The following is a 20,291-nucleotide window of genomic DNA, read 5'->3' on the forward strand; positions in this document are numbered from 1 at the left end:
TCCAGAGGGATTACTTCCGGTCGCCGGTCCACTGACCGATGCGGAAGATGACGAACTCGGCCGGGCGCAGCGGCGCCACGCCGATGAGGCAGACCAGCCGACCGTTATCCAGGTCGTTCTGGCTCATGGTGCTGCGGTCGCACTTCACGAAGTACGCCTTCTCCGGCTTCTCTCCGAGCAGCGCACCCTGCTGCCACTCATTGAGCATGAAGTCTTCAATGGTGCGCCGCACGTTGGCCCAGAGTTGCTCACCGTTCGGTTCGAACACCGCCCACTGGGTCCCCTTGTCGATGGAGCGCTCCAGGTAGGCGAAGTAGCGCCGCAGGTTGACGTACTTCCACTCCGGGTCCGACGCCGTCGTGCGCGCGCCCCACAGCCGGTTGCCGCGCCCCTCGAAGTAGCGGAACGCGTTGATGCCCTCCGGATTGAGCACCTCCTGCTGCGCCTTGCTCAGGTTCGTCTCGAAGCCGAGCGCCAGGTTCACCACCTCGTTGGCGGGGGCCTTGTAGACGGCGCGGTTGACGTCGTTGCGCGCGTAGATGCCCGCCACGAAGCCGCTGGGCGGCAGGAAGATGGGCTGGCGCGTGACGGGGTCCAGCACCTTCACCCACGGGTAGTAGAGCGCCGCGTAGCTGGTGTCGATTTTCGCGCGCAGCGCCCGCACCTGTCCGAGCGTCTGCCCGTTGCCGCTGTCCAGCACGGCGATGCGGTACTTCATCCGCTGCGCGTGGGAGATGAGCAGGTTGATGATGGTGGCGGCGTTGGCGCCGTAGCCGTTCTCGTAACCGAACGTGGAGCCCGGCGCGGCGACGATGGAGATGTCCTCCAGGTCCTCGAAGTGGAACAGGCCCGTCTTGCGCGTCGTGTTGGGGACCTGCTGGCCCTTGTAGTCGTCGGCGGTGGGGCGCATGCCGTCGCTGCCGCCCTTGAGCAGCACCTCCAGCGAGCGCTGCGACTCGGGCGAGTCCGGGTCCTCCAGCGCGGAGTCCAGCGGCGGGCTCATGATGGGGCTGGCGAGGCTGGCATCCAGGAAGGCGCCCAGCACCTCCACGCCGTCATCCAGGTTCTGCGTGGAGATGATGATGGGGACGTCGCGGTTCTTCGCCGGCTCGTCCGCGTCGTAGGCGAAGCGCGCGGACAGCGAGTCCGCCGCGCCGCTGCGCGTATGCCCGGGGTCCAGGGCCAGCCCGTCCCACGTCTGCGCGGAGGCCGGGTCATCCATGGGGATGACCGTCACGGCGACGGTGACGACGCGAATCTCGAAGCCCGCGTTTTCTTGAAGCGACGCGAGGAGGAGGGGGCTGCCGGCGCCGCCGGTGAACTTCCAGTCCTGCACGTCCTCGTCCCACGTGGCCAGGTAGAACTCGCCGGTGCCCACGGGGCTGGAGATGGGGGACTGGATGTCGCGGATGAGCACGACGTCGCGCGCCAGGAGCGCGCCCACGCGGGGCGTGCCGTCCTCGAACGAGAGGACGTTCTGGCCCACGCGCAGGGAGAAGCGCACGCGCAGGTTGCCGGCCGAGCCCGGGAAGCGCGCGGTCAGCGACAGCGTGTCCGTCTTGGGGTTCGCGCTCGCATCGAGGAGCGCGCGGGCGTGGCCGTCGTTGTACTCGTTGGAGACGGCGGTGCCGGTGCCCAGGTCGATGGTGGTGTCCAGGCCCGTGTAGAGCGCGTCGTCCGGACGGCGGAAGGCGCGGCTGATGTAGAGCCGCTTGCCGCCCTCCTCGAAGAAGGCGCGCGCCGCGTGCCACGTGTAGTTGTGCAGCGTGACGTCGTCGGTGAAGGCGAGCTGTCGGCGGTTGCCGTGGATTCGCTCGAACTCCACCACGCTGGTGATGAGCTCGGGCTCCAGCTCCACGGGCCCATAGCGGGTGGGGCCGATGAAGCCGGTGGTGGTGGTGCTCACGCCCTCGATGGACTTCGAGCGGAAGCTGGTCTCTTCGACGAATACACCGGGAGCGAGATATTCAGGCATCGGTCATTTCCTAGGGAGGTGAACCCGTGGGGGTGATCCACAGCCGGGAGGCAGGCGCGTCCTGGGTGCGCAGGACGAGCTCCTGGCCGTAGCGCAGCGTTGGCTCGAGCAGCGCCTGGGGGCTGCCCGTGTCCGCCCACACCCCCGCCGGGGGTTGGGACAGCGTGGTGCACACGTCCGGCAGCGCCGTCCCGGGTGCGCGGTAGTCGTGACGGACGCGAAGCTGGAGCAGCCAGGTCTGCTCCAAGAGCGGAAGCCCCGGAGGCAGGCTGGATGCGTCCACGGGCGAGCCGGGAGCGAAGTCCACGGGAGCCGGGTACGGGAAGAACAGCGCGAGCCGTCCGCGCTCATCCGTCATGCCGCGCGCGGTGACGCCCCCCGTGGGCGTGACTTCCACCAACGCCCAGGCGGCGGGGGCGTTCGCCTTCGTGTCCCACAGCTCCGCGCGCACCACGGCCATGGGCACGGCGCTCTGGCGCGTGGGCGCGGAGAAGAGCGGCACGGAGGGAGACGGTGGCGACAGCGGCGAAGGGGGTGAGGTGACGCAGTCGAGGGAGAAGAGGCCCCGATGTGGAAGCGCCGCGCGGAAGGCGCACGACACGAAGCGGTTCAAGGTGTCATGCACTTCGATGGTGTAGGGCCGTCGCGAGGGCAGGGCGGCCCACCACGCGTCGTCGCCGGCGTGCTCGCCTCCGAACTCCAAGTCTCGCAAGCCGGGGAGGTTCATCAGCAGGTGGAGGCCCGAGCGGTTGACCACGGATTCGCGGCGCAACGCGGGCTGTCCTTCGGGGAACGCGCTGACGCGCAGTCCTTCGCCGACCGATGCACCCGTGGCCTCGTCGCGGAAGCGGATGCCGAGCGGGGCCACGCGCGACACGTGCTCGAGGACGTGGATGGCGGGCCTCATCGCTCGGTCACCTTTCCGGGCGACATCACGCGCGTCTGGACGGGGCCGGCTTCCTCGTCGGCGATGGCGGATTCGATGCCGACCATGCGCGCGATGTACGAGGCGGAGACCTGGACGTTCGGCTTGCCGGGCTCCCAGACGTTGAGCATGTCCTGGATGGAGAGCGGCTCGTAGACGACGGTGACTGTTTCATCCGGGAGGAAGGTGTCTGTCTCGGGAGTGCCGTAGTGATTGAGGAAGCTGGCGGTGAGGGTGGGGGTGTCCTCGAGCTGGCGCATGGCCCAGCCGAGGAGCCGGTGTTGCTTGGCGGCGGACTTCGCCCAGGGCGTGAGCAGGTAGTAGAGGTCGACGGGGAGGGGCCGACGGGTGCGGCGTCCCTGCGAGTCGAGTCGACCGGGAAGGTTGCGACGCGTGGTGCTGGGGGTGACGCGGAAGAGGAAGAGGGAGATGCCCTCGTCCATGGGGGCCTTGAAGTCGGAGGCCTGATAGAGGCGGAACTTCGCGCCCTCGAACTCAGGCTTCGGACAGGCCTGCTCGAGCAGGGCCAGAAGGGCTTGTCCCACCGCTGGTATCGCTGCGTACGTCGCCACCGAGCTGTGCCCCCAGCGCTGACATCCGCCCCCCACCCACACCCCCATGGTGCGGTGGGAAGGTCAGCGGCTGGACAGCAACGCGCGTGCCCACGTGGCGAAGCGTGCACGCGTGAGTGATCCCAAGGACTTGAGTGACGGGGTGAGCGCACGCGCCGGGCCAGGGCGGATGAATTGCTCCAGCGGGTGGCGTGGAACCTCGCGGAATCGTTGCGGAGTCAGGGGTGGACGAAAAGGTCCACCCTGCGCCGCTCAAGGAGCGGCTTCGGCGGAGGCGGGAGTCGCCTGTCCCTGAGGGAGCTTCTTGAGCAGGTCGATGTCCTGGTTCGCGACGGTCAGCAGGACTCCGGCGATGTGCTTTGCGAAATATCGCCCGGGGAGACTGCGCATCCAGCCTGCCTGGTCTGGCATTGAGCCACTGCTGGGCGGGTGATCTTCGATGGTGCCGCCGTGCTGCCACTGCGTGATCAACACCGACGTGGGGCAGGGCGTCGCCATCTCCTTCTCGAGCTCCGCGTAGGCCTCGCGATACGACGGCTCCGCGAGGGGCTGAAGATGCTTCGCCATATTGCTGGCCTCGACCAGTCCAAGGCAGCGCGAGATGCCAGAACCACAGCTTCGCGCCTTTCGGGCCACCTCCACGGGCGTGGTGATGTTGGAGAACGACTTGCTCGCCCAGAACACGGCGCGCAGGCGATCGCCTTGCTCCTGGCTCATCGGTCGCCACTCCGACGGAGGTTGCTTCGTCAGTCCATGTGCCGTGCGTTCCAGCCCGAGGAGCGTATAGGCGATCATCGAACCGATCAGGGTGTCCGTCCGATACGACAGCCACGCGAGGTGACGCACGTCCTTGGCCGCCTCCAGGGGCTGCCCGGTCCGCATGCCCTGGAGGAGCCGGAGCTTGGACCACTCCATCAGCACGATGAAGTTCGGAAAGGGGACCGTCATCAGGTCGAACGGCTCCTCCTGTTTGAATGGAAGGTTCTGGCGGATATCCCATCGGTCGAACCGCTTGAGCTCGCGCATCCAGTTGAAGTCGAGCGCGGACAGATCGGGGTTGGCCGCGAACCATTCCTCCAGCGTCTTCTTCTCCTTCAAGTGCGCGGGAAGCTGGAGGGGCGAGTCCGCGGGCATCGACGGGCCTGGGCGGTCCCACTCCGTCCAGACGTTGAGTAGCGGCCCCGCGTCGCCCTCGGTGCGCGGCTCATGGAACCACGGGTCGGCGGCGAGCTTCGTCTGCTCCTGACAGAAGAGGTCCACGTGCGCCGTGACCTCCTGTCGCATCGCATCGAGCGTGGGCTCGTACTTCGCGCGCGTGAACCAATCGAACGCGACCATCGCGATGACAGCCAGCAGGAGGAGCGCGCTGACAAACCACACCAGGGCACGCAGCACGCTTCCTCGAGCCCGACGCACGTTGGGATGCATGTCCGGACTCTAGCAAACTCGCGAACGCTCCCTTTCAGAGGAGACCTCTTCTCGGATGAGCGGATTCCGCCAGGCCCCGCTGGTGTCGCTCATCACCCTGCATACCCGACTGGGGAAGTAGAGCATCACCGCATCCCATGGTGATGAGCCACTGGGCTCCCTGGGCGAGTTCATCCGTGAGGTGCTGGGGCCTGGCCCTGACAGAATGAGCCGTGCGCGAGGTTCCGAATGAGTTGACGCCTGAAATACGAGCGGACACACTCTCCAAACCAACAAGCACGCCCTGGGATAAAGGAGCATTCGATGGGTCTCGCAGAGCGACGCCGTATCGCTACGATCAAGGAGTCGCACACCCCCCGTTTCCAATCAGAGCTGAACAGCTCCATTGGATTCTCGATGCCTTTTGAAATCGACATCGCGAGCTTCCCCGAAGACAAGACCATTCTCGACTGCTACGACTCCTACTATGAATCATACGGTCCGGGGCTCGTCGCACAGGCGATGAAGAGTATTTGTAGCGATGATCTCGGTCGTGAGGCAGTCAAATCGAAGTTCAACAAGATCATCTTCCAGAATGTCGCCACGAGCCCAGACAACCCGGGCGACAAGAATGTGGAGCTCAAGGACAACACTCTCTTCGTGCGTGAGAGTTTCTACGGCTACTCGGACAAGCTTTTCGGCGAGGACGAGCTTCGGACCATCATCGAGTCCCTCCTTTAGCCGTCTCGAGTTACACCGGTTCCGCATCGCTAGCCGGTGACTGGTAGCCGAGGGCTGAGTGCCGCCGCCGCAGGTTGTACCAGCCCTCGATGTACTGAAAGACGGCCATCCTGGTCTCGGCTCGCTTCAAGGCGGCCCGTCGCTTCCAGGCGGAGTCGCCGGCCTCGGTGACTCCCAGCACCCGGCAGATCGTCGCCACTGCATGCTCGGCCTGGTTCTCGCTCACGAATCGGAACGCTTCTTGGGCGTGCCGACGCCTTCCTGAGCGAACCAGGTCGCGGCCTGAGAGGACGTCGCGCTCCTCACGCCGAAACTGAAGCAACTCCACTGCTGGACCGAGCGGGCTGTTCGTTGGAGCCGCTCCTCGCCCCTGAGCACGGGGCGGTGGGCGCTCACTAGCCGACGTACTCTCGGACCCCGAGGCAGGCATGCCGCGAGGCGCACGCAGGAGCTGTTGACGTCCGAGCGGCAGGCGGCCCGCTCCTCTGGACAGGACCGCGCCCGCATCATCCGTTAGTGCCTTCTGAGCCCCGGGGCCTGTCGCGTGTGCAACTTCCCCTGGGAAGTCGTCGAGGGGTCGTGATGCTGGAGCTGGCCGGCTATCAGGACGTGCGAAGAATCTACCGGGGACACCGCTACGACGTGTTCCGCGCCTGGACGCCCGAGGGCGCCGCGCGGGTGCTCAAGGTCGTCCGCGAAGGGCCGCTGGCGGAGAGCAGCGCCGGCCTGCTGCGTCACGAGCTCGCGATGCTCAGCGACCTTCGAGACCTCCACGGAGTCGCCCGCGTGGTGGCGCTGGAGGTGGTGGCGGGCCAGCCTGCGCTCGCCATCGAGGACGCAGGACCCCATGACTTGCGGGAATGGCTGCGCCGGGGCCCCATCGAGGTGGACCTCTTCCTGGAACTGGCGTGTGACCTCGCCAGCTCGCTGGGCGCGCTGCATCGCCAGCATGTCATCCACCGCGACCTCAACCCCGCCAACCTCGTCGTGGCGCCTGGAGGACGCGGGCTGGTGATGATCGACTTCGACCTGTCCACGCGCGTGCAGGGGCTCGTGCACATGGCGGGAGTCCCCGGTGGCTTCGAGGGCACGCTGCGCTACATCGCCCCCGAGCAGACCGGGAGGATGCGCCGCCGGGTCGACCACCGCGCGGACCTGTATGCGCTGGGCGCGACGTTCTACGAGATGCTCACGGGCGAGGCGCCTTTCGTGTCGACCGACGCCGCGGAGCTGGTCCACGCCCTGCTCGCGCTGCCGCCCGTGCCTCCCGTCGACAAGAACCCCCAGCTTCCCGCCATCCTTTCCGACGTGGTGCTGCGCCTGCTCGCGAAGGTGCCCGAGGAGCGCTACCAGAGCGCCGAGGCGCTCGTGGAGGACCTGCGAGAAATCCAGCGACGCTGGCGCGGACCGGGTACGCCCATCGCCTTCGAACTGGGCCGGTATGACCTCGCGCGCGAGCTGGGGCTGCCCGACAGGCTCTATGGCCGCGACCAGGAGCGCGCCGTGCTCGACGCCGCGCTGGAGCGCGCGCGGTTCGGCGCCCGGGAGTGGGTGCTGTTGTCGGGAGCCTCGGGGAGCGGCAAGACGTCCCTGGTCCACGCGCTGCGCGCGCACCTGGGCACGGCGCGCTTCCTCTCCGGAAAGTCCTCGGAGCTGAAGGGCCAGGCACCGTACGCCTCGCTGGTGGAGGCCGTCCGGGGGCTCGTCGTCGGTGTCCTGGAGCAACCTCCCGACGAAGTGGCCGAGTGGCGGCAGCGTCTCCAGGAAGCGCTGGGCACCCAGGGGAGGGTGCTCACCGAGCTGGTTCCCGAACTGGAGCGGCTCATCGGCGAGCAGCCTCCCATCGTCCCCCTGGGCCCTCGGGAGGCGGGCAGCCGCTTCCTCCTGCTGCTCCAGTCCTTCCTTCGCGACCTCGCCACGGACGAGGAGCCGCTGGTGTTGTTCCTCGACGACCTCCAGTGGGCGGACGCCGCCACGCTGGAGCTGCTCACGCGGCTGGTGACGGACCCGGAGCTGCACCATGTGCTTCTCATCGGTGCCTATCGCCCCGGAGAGTGGGGCACGTCGCATCCCCTCTCCCGAGTGCTGTCGTCACTCGCGGGCACCACTGCGGCGCCGCGACTCCTGGAGCTGGGGCCCCTGGACCTGTCCGCCCTGACGACGCTGTGCGCGGACACGCTGCGCTGCGAGCCGGAGCGCGCGCGGGAGCTGGCGCGGCTCGTGCTGGAGAAGACCGCGGGCAACCCGTTCTCCATCAGCCACTTCCTGCGGCACCTGCATCGCACCGGGTTGCTTACATATGAGCTGGAGGACGGCTCGTGGCACTGGGACCTGGCGCGAATCGAACAGGCGGAGGTCACCGACAACGTGGTGGAGCTGATGCTGGACTCCATCCGCCGGCTCCCGGAGCACACGCAGCGGCTGCTGACGGTGGCGGCGTGCATGCGCGGCCAGGTGGACCTGTGGCTCCTGGCTCGCGTCGTCGATGCCCCCATGGAGGACACGGCGGGAGCGCTGTGGAGCGCGCTGCGCGCGGGCCTGCTCGTCCCGGAGGGGCGGGGACCTCGTTTCCAGCCGCTCCATCCGGAGCCGACGCCGGACGGGCTGACGGAGGGGCAGGCCACGTACCGTTTCGCGCATGACCGTGTGAGACATTCCGCCTACTCGTTGTTGTCGGACGAGGAGCGCCGGGCACTGCACCGGACCATCGGCCGCCGTCTCTGGGAAGACGCCCCGGGCGTGGAGGCCGAGCCGCGCATCTGCGAGGTGGCGGACCACTTCCACCTGGGCGGCGACGTGGTGGAGACCGCCACCGAGCGCCAGTGGCTCGCCGAGCTCAACCAGCGCGCGGGGCGCAAGGTGCGAGACGCCTCCGCCTTCGAGGCCGCCCTGGCCTACTTCATGCGCGCCCGAGTCCTCCTCCCGGAGGACGCCTGGGAGACGCAGCGCGAGCGCATGCTCCGGCTCCACCAGGACGCGGCGGAGTGCGCGCAGCTCACGGGAGACCGCCTCCTGTCCGAGCGCCTCATCGACCAGGCGATGGCGCATGCCACGTCGCCACTGGAGAAGGTGGACCTCTACGTCCTGCGCATGAACGCCAGCATCCTCGGCCGGAATCACGCGGCGGCGCTCCAGCACGCCCGCGAGGGACTGCGACTCTTTGGCGTGGCGCTGCCGGACGGGGATGCCACCGCCGACTTCCAGGCGGAGCTGCCCCAGGTGGTGGAGATGTGGAAGGCTCGCACCGAGGAGGAGCTGCTGTCGGCGCCGCGCATGGCCGATTCGTTGGAGCGCGGCTGCATGCGCCTCTTGATGAGCGCGGGCATCGCGGCGTGGTTCTCCGACCCGCCGATGTTCTCGTTCATCTACACCCGGATGCTGGGCCTCACGCTGAATCACGGCAACAGCGTGTACTCGGCCTTCGCCTACGTGTGCTTCGGCCTCATCCATGGCGAGTCACGGGGCGACTACGCCGCGGGCCACCCCTTCAGTCACCTGGGCATGGAGTTGAGCCGCCGCTTCGCCAACCCGCGTGAGGAGTGTCGCGTCCTCGCCGCCTTCCTCTTCTACATGCGCCACTGGCGCGAGCCCCTGCGCTCGTCGATGCCGTTGCTGCGTCGGGGACTCGCCGCGGGCCTGGAGAGCGGAGAGCCGCAGTACGTCGCCTACCTCCTGGCCAGCATCAGCTTCACCCGGCTGCGACTGGGCACGGAGCTGGACCGCGTCCACGCGGAAGCCGAAGGGGCCCTGGCCTTCGACCGCAAGAGCGGGCAGGGCGCCATGGCGGACACGCAGCTCGCCTTGCGTCAGGCCGTTCGGTGTCTCCAGGGGAGGACGCGCGAGCGGGGAGGCTACGACGACGCGACGTTCGACACGGCGGCCTTCCTGGAGCAGTCGAAAGGCGACCCGACCATCCTCGGTCAGTTCTTCATCCTCCGGCTCCAGACGTCCTACCTGCTCGGGGACCTCGCGGGTGCGCGCGAGATGTTCCGCGCGGCCGAGCCGAACCTCCGCTTCGTGCAGTCGCTCTTCAACGTCACGGAGCACGCCTTCTTCGGCGCGCTCGTGCTGGCGGCCAGTGTGGACGCTGGGAGCGACGCGGAGCGACAGGCGCGCCGTGCGTATGTCGAGCAGACGTGGCACCGCTTCCGGCACTGGGCGACGAACTGCCCGGAGAACTTCCGTCACCGCCACCTGATGTTGTCGGCGGAGCGGGCCCGGCTGGAGGGGCGCTTCACGGAGGCCGCGGAGCTGTTCGACGAGGCCATCGACCGGGCCCGGGAGGAAGGCTTCCCGCAGGACGAGGCCCTCGCGAACGTGCTCGCGGGACGGCTGTACAGCGCGCTGGGCCGGAAGCGGATCGCCACGCTGTACCTGCGGGCCGCGCGCGAGGGGTATGCGCGCTGGGGGGCGAAGGCCGTGGTCGCCGCGCTCCAGGAGGAGTTTCCGGACATCCAGATACAGGAGCCCGGCATCTGGGACCAGACCGTCACGCCGACGGGGGACGACTTCCGGGGCGCGTCGCTCGACCTGCTGAGCATCCTCAAGGCCGCGCAGTCGCTGTCCGGTGAGGTGGCGTTGGAGCGGCTCCTGGAGAAGCTGATGGCGGTGTGCCTGGAGGTCGCTGGGGCGCAGCGGGGCGCGCTGGTGCTGGAGGAGCAGGGCACGCCGATGCTGGAGGCGGTGGGGGGCGTGGGTGAGCCGATGACGCGGCTCCACGTCCCGCTCGCGGGCGCGGAGCTGGTGCCGGAGTCGCTCCTCGGGCACACCTGGCGCACGGGGGACGCGGTGGTGCTGGGAGACGCCGCGCACCAGGGCCGCTTCGTGACGGACGCGTACGTGGCGCGGCAGCGGGTGAAGTCCGCGCTGGTGGTGCCCATCCGTCGCCACGCGCGGACCATGGGGGTGCTGTACCTGGAGAACAATCTGGCCACGCACGCCTTCACCCCGGACCGGGTGAGGGTGCTCCAGTTGTTGTCCTCGCAGATGGCCATCTCCCTGGAGAACAGCCTCCTCTTCGAGGAGCGCAAGCGGGCCGAGGAGGCCGTGCGCTTCCTGGCCGAATCCAGCGTGGTGCTCGCCGAGTCGCTGGATTACGAGGCCACCCTCAAGCGGCTGGCTCGACTGGCGGTGCCCTTCCTGGCCACCGTGTGCGCCATCGACGTGGTGGATGCGTCGGGCTCCATCCGCAGGCTCTCCACCGCGCACGCGGACCCGGCCTCGGAGGGGCTCGCCCGGGAGCTCCAGGCGTCGTACACGCCGGATTGGGATTCGTCGCAGCCCGCCAACGCCGTGCTGCGCACGAAGGAGCCGCTGCTCATCCCGGTGCTCACTGACGAACTCCTGGCGCGACTGTGTCGGGACGCGCGGCATTTCGCGCTCATCCGCGCCCTGAAGGCCCGGACGTTGATGGCGGTGCCCCTCATCGCCCGGGAGCGACTGCTGGGCGTCATGACCCTCGTCTCCTCGGTGCCGGCGAAGCGCTATGGGCCCGTGGACCTGGAGCTGGCACAGGACCTGGCGCGCCGCGCGGCCATCGCCCTGGACAACGCGCGGCTGTACCACGAGTCGCAGGATGCCATCCGCCTGCGCGACGAGTTCCTCTCCATCGCCGCGCACGAGCTCTACACGCCGATCACGGCGTTGCAGCTCTCCGTGCAGGGGCTGGCCCGCAGCGAGGTGCCCACGCGCGACTCCGTCCAGCGCGCCTCCCGCTCCACCCAGGCCCAGACGCGCCGGCTGGCGCACCTGGTGGACGAACTGCTCGATGTCTCCCGCATCCAGACGGGGCGGCTGCACCTGCAACTGGAGACCGTGGACCTGGAGGCCGTGGTGCGTGCCGTGGTGGAGGGGTTGGGCGACGCCATCCAGCGCTCGCAGTCCTCGCTGTCGCTGGACCTGGCCCCGGGCTGCATGGGCCGGTGGGACCGTGTCCGGCTGGAGCAGGTGGTGACGAACCTGCTCGCCAACGCGCTCAAGTTCGGCGCGGGGCAGCCCATCGAGGTCCACCTGGAGGAGACCGGAGGCCGCGTGCGGCTGGAGATTGTCGACCAGGGCATCGGCATTCCCGCCGAGCGACTGCCCCACATCTTCGGCCGCTTCGAGCGCGCCGTCTCCTCGCGGGAGTACGGCGGCCTGGGCCTGGGCCTCTTCATCGTCCGCGAAATCGTCGCGGCGCTGGGCGGGCAGGTGCGCGCGGAGAGCACGCTGGGCGCCGGGGCCCGCTTCACCGTGGAGCTGCCGTGCGAGGGGCCCGTGGAGGAGAGCGTCCCCGTCAGCGCGAGTGGGCCTTGAGGCCGTGCCGCCGCATCAGCTCGAAGAAGGCGCGGCGGTGCTTGCCGCTGGCGCGCGCGGCGGCGGCGATGTTGCCCCCGTGCTCGACGAGCGAGCCCTCCAGCCAGGCCTTCTCGAAGGCCTCCACGACGCGGCGCTTGGCCACCTGGAAGGACTCGCGGGACACCGCGGACATCGGCTCGCGGTGGCCCGTGGGCGCGGGCTCCGCCAGCAGGGGCAGGTCCTCCTCGTCGACACAGGTGCCCGCGCGCGTGCACAGGAGGTATCGCGCGCAGTTCTCCAACTCGCGGATGTTGCCGGGCCACGCGTAGGTCATCAGGCGATGCCTCGCGGCCTCCGTGAAGGTGACGGGCGCCTTGCCATACTCGTCCGCGTAGCGCCGCAGGTAGTACTCGAGCAGGGGCTGGATGTCCTCGGGCCGCTCGCGCAGCGGGGGCACGTCGATGGGCAGCACGCGCAGGCGGAAGAACAAATCGAAGCGGAAGTGTCCCGCCTGGGCCGCCGCCAGCAGGTCCGTGTTGGTGGCGGCGATGATGCGCACGTCGGAGTGATACAGCCGTGAGTCCCCCAGCGGCCGGTATTCCTTCTGCTGGATGAGGCGCAAGAGCTTCACCTGGCTGGAGAGGGGGAGGGCGTCGAGCTCGTCCAGGAAGAGGGTGCCGTGCTCCGCCTCCGCCACCAGCCCCCGGTTGCGCGTCTTCGCGCCGGTGAAGGCGCCGCCCACGTGGCCGAACAGCTCGTTCTCGAAGAGGTCCGGTGGCAGGGCGCCACAATTGACGGGGATGAACGGATGGGGTGCCCGGGCGCTCTGCTCGTGGACGAGCCGCGCATACAGCTCCTTGCCCACGCCGCTCGGCCCCTGGATGAGCACCTCCGCGTCGTTTGTCGCCGCGGCTGCGACCAGCTCCATCAGCCGGACGTGAATCGGTCCGTGCCCCAGCACCATGGTCATCGACGAATCCCCCGTCAGCCTGCGTCACGCGCGCCCCAGGCTCGGGACGCCGTTGGCTCTGTGCCGCCGACGGTTGAACGTACGCCCGGGATTTTCTTCCCTCACGCCGTCGCTTCAGTCGTGGGTGCCGATGTGCTGGTCCCCGTGTCGCTCACAGACCCAGTGGAATGCACACGAGCACGCCACCGCGCGGGCGCTGGAGCAGCACCGCCCGCCGAAGTGCTCCGGCAAGGGGGCCTCCTCCTCTTCCGGCGGGTCCGGCAACATCAACGGAGCATCCCGCCCCGACTCCGCGGGTAGCGCGTCGCAGCATCCCCGCTTCATGCAGCGGGGGCACAAGGACAGCTCACAGTTGGCGCACCAGTCGAAGATTTCACCGGGGCCACCGCGCCGCTCACATCCACCACAGGTGTCGAACAAGGCCGACCTCCAGGCTTGACGTGAAGGAGGGTAGGGAGGGGGTCTGACAGGTGGAGGGCCCCCGGGGGAGTCACACCCCGCCGCGCGCGCCGTCCTGCAAGTGTCATTTCGGTCTCTGTCCGAGGGTGGATCCTTCCGTCGGTGAACGGCCGACGCCCCCTCTGTGCGGCACTGAACGGTTGCGCCGGGTGCGTCGGACGCACATGGAAGAAGCTTCCGGGAGGGCCGGTCACAGGTCCGGGAAGGAGTGGGCATCCATGCGAAGGGAACGGCGGATCATCGGGGTCTTCGGATCAGGCCAGGAAGAGCACCTGGAGCGTGTCATTCCCCTGGCACGGTGGATCGCCGAAGCGGGGTTCGACCTGCTCACCGGCGCCGGCAGTGGCGTCATGCGGGCCGCCGCGGATGCCTTCGTCCAGGTGGTGGGTCGGCGCGGAATCTCCATTGGCATCGTCCCGGGCACCGTGAAGGACGGCGACTACGTGCCGCGCTCCGGCTACCCCAACCCCGGGGTGGAGCTGGCCATCTACACCCACCTGCCCCTCAGCGGAGAGCAGGGGACGGACCCGCTCAGCCGCAACCACATCAACGTGCTCACCCCCCACGCCCTCGTGGCCCTGCCGGGGGGCGCCGGCACCGCCTCCGAGGCCTCGCTGTGCCTGCGCTACGGCAAGCCCATCATCCTCTTCGGCCCTCCGGAGGCGTTCCGCCGCTTCTCGTCGGAGCTGGAGCGCACCGACTCCCTGGAGCGCGTCGCCGAGTTCATCCGCGCCTCCGTTCGTGAGCCCGCCCGGCCCCTTGCTCCCTGAGCGAGAAAAGCCAGGATTGCTTGGTTTGATCGAGGGCACTCGAAGCCGGGGGAAAAACGACTAGGATGGACGGCTGTCGACATGATCAGCGCCGAATACCCACTCGCCAGCTGGTTCCTCGCCGTCTCGACGACGTTCTTCCTGCTGGTGTTCGCGCTGCCGTTGTTGCTGATGCCGCTGCGCTGGTCCCGGTGGTTCGGCTGGGCGCCGGTGCAGGGGAACACGGACCTGACGGTGTACTTCGGCCGCTGTCTGGGAGGGGTGGCGCTGGCCATCATCCTCACGGTGGTGCGCTACATCCCGGACCCCCGGAGTCAGCCGGCGCTGTTCGAGCTCATCGGCTGGGTGTGCGCGGCGATGGTGGTGGTCCACGCGTGGGGTGCGCTGAGAAGGGCGCAGCCGCTGTCGGAGACCATCGAGACATTCTTCTACGCCGCGGTGGGTGTGGTCGCGATGTGGATTCGCTTCCGGACGTTGGGCTGAGGGCGGCATGTCGTCGGCGGACATCGACCTCGTCCTCTCCTCGCTGCGGCCCTACATCCCCGGCGCGCTGCTGCGCCGCCTGGAGGATACAGAGGCGCACGCGCTGCCTCCGGTGGAGTCGGTGCGCGGCGCCATCCTGGTGCTCGACATCGCGGGCTTCACGCCCATCGTCGTCGGGCTGAGTGGCGAGGGGCCTCGCGGCATCGACGCGCTCCAGCGCCTCCTGGAGAGCTACTACACGGAGATGATCGACGTCGTGAAGGAGCACGGCGGCGACATCTACCAGTTCGCCGGAGACTCCATCCTCGCCTGCTTCGAGCCCGCCGTGAGCGAGGGCGACGCGGAGGCGGTGGGACGCGCGGCGCGGTGCGCGCTGGACGTGCAGCGGCGGCTGGCGCGCTTCTCCCGGCTGGAGCTGTTGGGACAGCGCTTCGCCGTGTCGTCGCGCATCGGCATCGGCGTGGGGGAGTCTCACCGCATCGTCCTGGGTACGACAGGCATGTGGATGCACCCGGCGCTCGTGGGCCACCCGCTGGAGCAGGCGGTGGCCGCGGAGAAGCGGGCCCGCGTGGGAGAGGTCCTCCTGAGCCGCGAGGCGTGGGCGCTCCTGCCGGACCTGGCCCGGGTGGGCGAGGAGCGCGACGGCGCCTTCCGCCTGGAGCCCTCGGTGCCGCTGGAGGCGCGGGCTCCGCCCACGTTCGTCTCCCCTGGTGGCGAGGAACTGGTGGGCCGCTGCGCGCTCCTGCTGCACCCGGTGCTCTTCACCCGCATCACCACCGCGCACCAGGAATTGGGCGGGGACTTCCGAGACCTCACCTGCTTCTTCCTGCGCTTCAAGACGGACCATTCGCCGTCGGAAATCGAGGGCTTCACCCGCGAGCTGAACGCCTTCTACGAGCACGTCCAGCGAGAGAGCGCGCACCACGGCGGCGTGCTGCTGATGACGGACTTCACGGACAAGGGCAACGTCCTCTACGTCCTCTTCGGCGCGCCCACCGCGCAGCAGAACAAGGAAGTGCTCGCCAGCCGGTTGGCGTGCAAGCTGTTGCGTGAGCGCGAGTCCTTCCCGTACGTGCGCGAGCTGCAGATTGGCATCGCCACGGGGCACGCCTACTTCGGCGACATGGGCTCGCCCTGGCGCAAGGGCTACTCGGCGCTGGGCGAGGTGGTGAACCTGGCCGCGCGGCTGATGACGTACGCGGACGGAGTGGGCATCCACATCGACGCGCAGACGGAGCGCAAGCTCCAGGCGGGCGGCTTCACCACGGAGTTCGTGGAGGACGCGACGCTCAAGGGCGTCTCCCGCGCGGTGCCCGTCTACCAGCTCAAGGGCGAGGTGCGCCGCAGCCTCTTCATCAAGGGGCGGGGCGGCATCGTCGGGCGCGGGCGCGAGCTGGGGCAGCTCCACGCGGCGGTGGAGGAGTCGCTTTCGGGCAGCGGCCGGCTGTGCGTGGTGTCCGGCGAGGCGGGCATCGGCAAGTCGCGGCTGGGCGCCAAGGTGGTGGAGGAGGCGGAGTCGCGCGGCGCGCGCAGCCTGTACGGCATCTGCTACTCGTACGAGATGTTCACGCCCTTCTTCCCCTGGAAGGAGGTGCTCGTGCAGCTCTTCGGCCTGCACGAGGGCGACGACGTGGACGCGCAGCTCGCGCGGCTGCGGCAGGGGTTCGACGGGCTGGAGGACGCGGGCCCGGAGTGGATTCCGGTGATGGCCGCCCTGCTGGGCCTGAGCGTGGAGGAAGACGCGGCCACGGTGGGGCTGGACGCGCGGCACAAGAACCAGAAGGTCTTTCAAATCATCTTCCAGCTCCTGGAGAAGCACGCGCGCAAGACGCCGCTGCTGTTGTTCTTCGAGGACCTGCACTGGGCGGACAACATCTCCGTCGACCTCATCGAGTACGTGGCGGCCCGGCTCGCGCCGCTGCGGCTGACGCTGCTGGTGACGATGCGGCCCGGTGAGCAGCTGCGCAACGTGCGCGACGACATGCCGGGGTTGTGCCGGTTGGACCTGTCCAGCCTGGAGGACGAGGACACCCGCGCGCTCCTGCGCGTCCACCTGCGCATGGAGCCGCCAGACACGGCGCTGGAGGACGTGCTCCTGTCCAAGGTGCAGGGCAATCCGTTCTTCGCGGAGTCCATCGTCCAGGGGCTCGTCGAGGGCGGCTACCTGGGGCCGGTGTCGCCGGGTGCGTCGCGGCGGGAGCTGAAGCGGAGCCTCCAGACGCTGGTGCTGCCGGACTCCATCCAGGACGTGGTGCTCGCGCGCATCGACCTCTTGAGCGAGACGGAGAAGCTGGTGGTGAAGGTGGCGTCCGTCATCGGCCGCATCTTCACGCTGGACGCGGTGGCGGCGCTCGCGCCGGGCTCGGTGTCCCGTCAGCGCATCCGCGAGGCCATCGACACGCTGACGCACCTGGGCCTCATCCTCCTGGAGGTGGAGGAGCCCTACACCTGCATCTTCAAGCACATCGTCATCCGCGACGCGGCCTACAACACGCTCATGGTGTCGTCGCGGGAGGACCTGCACCGGCGCCTGGCGCGCTTCCTGGAAGCCCGTGCCGGTGAGAACACGGCGGCGTCCGCGGGCATCCTCGCCTTCCACTTCCTCGCCGGGAACGACGAGGTGAAGGGCCTGGAGTACACGCTGATGGCGGCCCGAGGGGCGCGCGGTCAGTACGCCAACGACGACGCCCTCCACCACTACAACCGTGCCATCGAAATCCTCGCCGGCACGGTGGAGTTGGACCCGGACGAGGTGCTGCTCAAGACGCGCCGGGTGATGCAGGAGCTGGCGGAGACGCTGCTGCAGGCGGGCAACTACGCGGGCGCCATCCACATGTTCGAGCAGTGCCTGGCGGACGAGGAGCTGGTGTCACGCCGCGCGGAGCTGCACCTGGGCCTGGGGCGAGCCCATCAGGAGAAGGGCGAGTCCAAGCGCGCCATCCAGGAGCTGGAGCGGGCCATGGAGTTGATGGGGCACCGCACGCCGGGGAGCCTGCCCGCGCTCGTGGTGCGCACGCTCCTGGCCTTCGGGCTGCACCTGCTCTACGCGCTGTTCCCCTGGTTGGCGCGGCCCCTGGGCTCACGGCTGCCGCTGTACCTCAAGCAGCTGACCACGCTCATCTCCCTCATCAAGATCTACTACTTCAAGGACATCGCCAAGCTCACCTGGGCGACCATGGTGGCCACCATCATGGCGGAGCGCTCGCGCGGTGAGCGGGGCCTGAGCCTGGCGAGCAGCTATTACGGCTCGCTCCTGTTCGGCTCGGGCTTCCTCGGGCTGTCGAAGCGCTGGTGTCTGCGCGCGCTGGACTACGCGCGGCGGGCGAGAGATCCATCGGCGGAGGGCATCGCCCTGAGCCGGCTGGCCACGCTGTCCGTCTTCAGCAACGACCTGGCGCAGGCGACGCAGTACGCCGAGCAGGCCATGTCCCTGCTGCGCCAGGTGCGGGACATGTGGGAGGTGCAGACGGGGCTGATGATGCTGGGCTCCAGCCAGTTCCTCGCCTCGCGCTTCGAGGGGGCCGAGCGGGCCTTCGTGGAGATGGGGAAGATGGGCGAGGAGCTGCACGCGCTCATGCACCAGGGGTGGGCGCACTCGTGGATTCCCATGTGCCGCTACCTGCGGGGCGAGGGCGACGTCGGCGAGCTGTGCGCGGAGCTGGAGCAGGGCCTGCGCATCAGCATCGAGGTGCAGGACCTGGCCAACCAGTGCGCCAGCCTCAACCACCTGGTCAACGTGACGGTGCGCGAGCATCAGGTGGAGGAAGCGGGGTTGATGGCGGTGCGCGCGGACGAGGCGCTGTGGCGCTACCACGTGCTGGTGCCCTTCCTCCACATTGGCCTGGTCGACGCGGCGGAGGGCGCGCTGTTCGCGCTGGAGCAGGGCGCGGTGGCGGTGCCCCAGGAGACGCTGTGGGCCATCATCCGTCGCTGCCTGTTCAAGGCGCGGCTGTTGGGGCGGCGCTACCCGTACCTGAAGGGGCCCGCGATGCGGGTGACGGCGCGCGCGCTGGCGCTGAAGAAGGGCGGCAAGGCGGCGGAGTCGCTGTTCCTGCGCGCCATCGCCTTCCTGGAGGACACGCCGAACCGGTGGGAGACGGGCGTCGCGTACCATGACGCGGCCGTGGCGCTGCCGCACCGGCGCGTGGAGTTCCTGGCGCGGGCGCGCGACATCTTCCAGTCCATTGGTGCCCAGGCGGAGCTGCGGCGCCTGGACCGGTTGGAGGCGGAGCTGGGCCTGACGCCGCCTGCCCCGGTGGAAGCGCCTCGCGCCGTCGCGCTCAGGTGATGCGCTGGGGCTGAAGTCCGAGCGCCGCCATCTGCTTCGTGTCCCAGTCCTCCAGCGCGTCCATGCCGGCGATGTAGCGGCGGGCCGGGTTCTTCAGCGGGTTGCGGATGCTGAGGATTTCGGGCCCGGCGAAGAGGATGGTCTGCTTGTAGCGGGGCAGGTTGCTCAAGGTCAGTTTGGACCAGTAGTGCCGGGCGATGTTCGGCAGGCTCCCCAACTGTGCGCAGAGCCGGTGGAAGTGGTCCACGACCTCGGAGGGGTGCAGGTTCTTCGGCCGGTGGCAGAGCGTGTAGCCGTCGTAGTCGCGGCTGACGGTGCCGGGCAGGAGCCGGTCCTCGGCCTGCAGTTCTCGGAAGAACGGCGTCTCCGGGTAGGGGCTGACGATGCCGAGGAACGTGACGGAGAAGTACTGCAGGTCCGCGAGGTACTCGGGGATTTTCTCCAGGTACTCGTTGGTGTCGCCGTCCGAGCCGACGATGAGGCCGAAGGACAGGAGGATTCCGGCGGAGAAGGTGCGGCGGATGACGGCGTCGACCTCGGAGAGCGTGTTCTGCCCCTTGTTCATCGCCTTGATGGACTCGGGGTTGAGCGACTCCAGACCGGTGTACACGTAGCGGCAGCCGGCCTTGGCCATCAGATTCACCAGCGACGCGTCCTTGAGGACGTTGAAGGTGAGCGCGCAGCCCCAGGTCTTCTTGAGGGGAATCAGCGCCTCGCACAGCTCGCGCAGGTACTTGGGCGAGCCGCCCAGGTTGTTGTCGAGGAAGATGAAGGCGTCCTTCATCAACCCCAGGTAGTTGGGGTTCCAGCGCATGCGCGTCTGGATTTCGTCGATGACCTGCGCGACGGGGCGGTAGCGGTAGCGCTCGTGGCCGGTGAGGACGCAGAAGTTGCAGCGGAACGGGCAGCCGCGTGACGCCTCGATGCCGGGCAGGCGCACCTTGTTGTTCGTGAAGTCGATGAGCTCGTAGCGATACGGCTGGATGGCGGTGGGGCCGAGCGAGGGCCGCTCGTAGCGCTTCTGGAGCTGGCCCTTCTCGAAGTCCGCGATGAGGGCGGGGACGTTGGACTCGGGCTCACCGGTGATGACGGCGTCGAAGTACAGCGCCACGTCGTCGGGGAAGTGCGTGGCGTGGCGGCCGCCGGCGACGGTGGTCATTCCGCGCTGGCGGAACAGCGTGGAGAGCACCTTGGTGTGCTCGTAGTAGGAGTGCAGGTACGAGAAGAAGACCAGGTCCCAGTGCCGGTCCAACGGGATGTCCACCTCCTTCTCGTTGAAGACCTCCACCTCCGCGTGCTCGGGGCACAGGCCGGCGATCAGCTCCGGCACGGAGGACTGCATGATGGAGGGTTCCTTGATGCGCAGGCGCGTGGGGTGCGTGTACGTGGCGATGACGGCGATCCGCATGCGAGGCTGTGGCTCCA

Annotated in this window: 13 protein-coding genes; 5 read left to right on the forward strand and 8 right to left on the reverse strand. The window is 68.8% G+C overall.

The window, feature by feature from the left end; translation table 11 throughout:
• Nucleotides 1-10: 10 nt before the first annotated feature.
• From HUA76_RS45850 to HUA76_RS37385, 4 genes are all read right to left on the reverse strand, one after another.
• Nucleotides 11-1,975 (reverse strand): phage tail sheath subtilisin-like domain-containing protein, encoded by a 1,965-nt coding sequence (locus tag HUA76_RS45850; protein ID WP_174463583.1) that lies wholly within the window; start codon nucleotides 1,973-1,975, stop codon nucleotides 11-13.
• 10 nt (nucleotides 1,976-1,985) lie between these two features.
• Entirely contained in the window at nucleotides 1,986-2,882 is an 897-nt protein-coding gene (locus HUA76_RS37375) for a hypothetical protein (protein ID WP_174463584.1), read from the reverse strand.
• Complete coding sequence (locus HUA76_RS37380; protein WP_174455678.1) at nucleotides 2,879-3,445, reverse strand: DUF4255 domain-containing protein; 567 nt, start codon at nucleotides 3,443-3,445, stop codon at nucleotides 2,879-2,881. Before HUA76_RS37380 ends, HUA76_RS37375 begins: the two co-directional genes overlap by 4 nt.
• Before the next feature lie 279 nt (nucleotides 3,446-3,724).
• Nucleotides 3,725-4,900: a hypothetical protein gene (locus HUA76_RS37385; protein WP_174463585.1), complete on the reverse strand. Its 1,176-nt coding sequence runs from the start codon at nucleotides 4,898-4,900 to the stop codon at nucleotides 3,725-3,727.
• Nucleotides 4,901-5,203: 303 nt separating this feature from the next.
• Between HUA76_RS37385 and HUA76_RS37390 the strand changes: the two genes are divergently transcribed.
• Nucleotides 5,204-5,620 (forward strand): hypothetical protein, encoded by a 417-nt coding sequence (locus tag HUA76_RS37390; RefSeq protein WP_141644764.1) that lies wholly within the window; start codon nucleotides 5,204-5,206, stop codon nucleotides 5,618-5,620.
• Nucleotides 5,621-5,630: 10 nt separating this feature from the next.
• Here the strand turns inward: HUA76_RS37390 and HUA76_RS37395 are convergent, their stop codons facing one another.
• On the reverse strand, nucleotides 5,631-5,846 hold the full coding sequence (locus HUA76_RS37395) for a hypothetical protein (RefSeq protein WP_174455572.1): 216 nt from the start codon (nucleotides 5,844-5,846) through the stop codon (nucleotides 5,631-5,633).
• A gap of 356 nt (nucleotides 5,847-6,202) precedes the next feature.
• Here HUA76_RS37395 and HUA76_RS37400 point away from each other — a divergent pair, with 356 nt between their 5' ends.
• A complete protein-coding gene (locus HUA76_RS37400; RefSeq protein WP_254614748.1) occupies nucleotides 6,203-11,914 on the forward strand; it encodes an AAA family ATPase in 5,712 nt (1,903 codons plus the stop codon).
• On the opposite strand, the gene HUA76_RS37405 is transcribed toward HUA76_RS37400, so the two are convergent.
• On the reverse strand, nucleotides 11,895-12,866 hold the full coding sequence (locus HUA76_RS37405) for a sigma-54-dependent Fis family transcriptional regulator (protein ID WP_174463587.1): 972 nt from the start codon (nucleotides 12,864-12,866) through the stop codon (nucleotides 11,895-11,897). The genes HUA76_RS37400 and HUA76_RS37405 overlap by 20 nt on opposite strands.
• A 114-nt stretch (nucleotides 12,867-12,980) precedes the next feature.
• Nucleotides 12,981-13,286 carry a hypothetical protein gene (locus HUA76_RS37410; protein ID WP_141644761.1) on the reverse strand — a complete coding sequence of 102 codons (306 nt, stop codon included), beginning with the start codon at nucleotides 13,284-13,286 and terminating at the stop codon, nucleotides 12,981-12,983.
• Between the two features lie 257 nt (nucleotides 13,287-13,543).
• Between HUA76_RS37410 and HUA76_RS37415 the strand changes: the two genes are divergently transcribed.
• The 3 genes from HUA76_RS37415 to HUA76_RS37425 all read left to right on the forward strand — a co-directional run bounded on the left by HUA76_RS37415 (nucleotide 13,544) and on the right by HUA76_RS37425 (nucleotide 18,866).
• On the forward strand, nucleotides 13,544-14,095 hold the full coding sequence (locus HUA76_RS37415) for a molybdenum cofactor carrier protein (protein WP_174455672.1): 552 nt from the start codon (nucleotides 13,544-13,546) through the stop codon (nucleotides 14,093-14,095).
• Between the two features lie 81 nt (nucleotides 14,096-14,176).
• The gene (locus tag HUA76_RS37420) at nucleotides 14,177-14,578 is read left to right on the forward strand and encodes a hypothetical protein (protein ID WP_174455671.1); all 402 of its coding nucleotides are present in this window, start codon (nucleotides 14,177-14,179) and stop codon (nucleotides 14,576-14,578) included.
• A 7-nt stretch (nucleotides 14,579-14,585) separates the two neighbouring features.
• Nucleotides 14,586-18,866 (forward strand): AAA family ATPase, encoded by a 4,281-nt coding sequence (locus HUA76_RS37425; protein WP_174463588.1) that lies wholly within the window; start codon nucleotides 14,586-14,588, stop codon nucleotides 18,864-18,866.
• Here HUA76_RS37425 and HUA76_RS37430 read toward each other — a convergent pair.
• Nucleotides 18,859-20,274 carry a radical SAM protein gene (locus HUA76_RS37430; protein ID WP_141644757.1) on the reverse strand — a complete coding sequence of 472 codons (1,416 nt, stop codon included), beginning with the start codon at nucleotides 20,272-20,274 and terminating at the stop codon, nucleotides 18,859-18,861. The genes HUA76_RS37425 and HUA76_RS37430 overlap by 8 nt on opposite strands.
• Between the last annotated feature and the right edge of the window lie 17 nt (nucleotides 20,275-20,291).

The sequence above is a fragment of the Myxococcus sp. CA056 genome (genome assembly GCF_013336715.1).
In the GTDB taxonomy this organism is placed as follows: Bacteria; Myxococcota; Myxococcia; order Myxococcales; family Myxococcaceae; genus Myxococcus; species Myxococcus llanfairpwllgwyngyllgogerychwyrndrobwllllantysiliogogogochensis.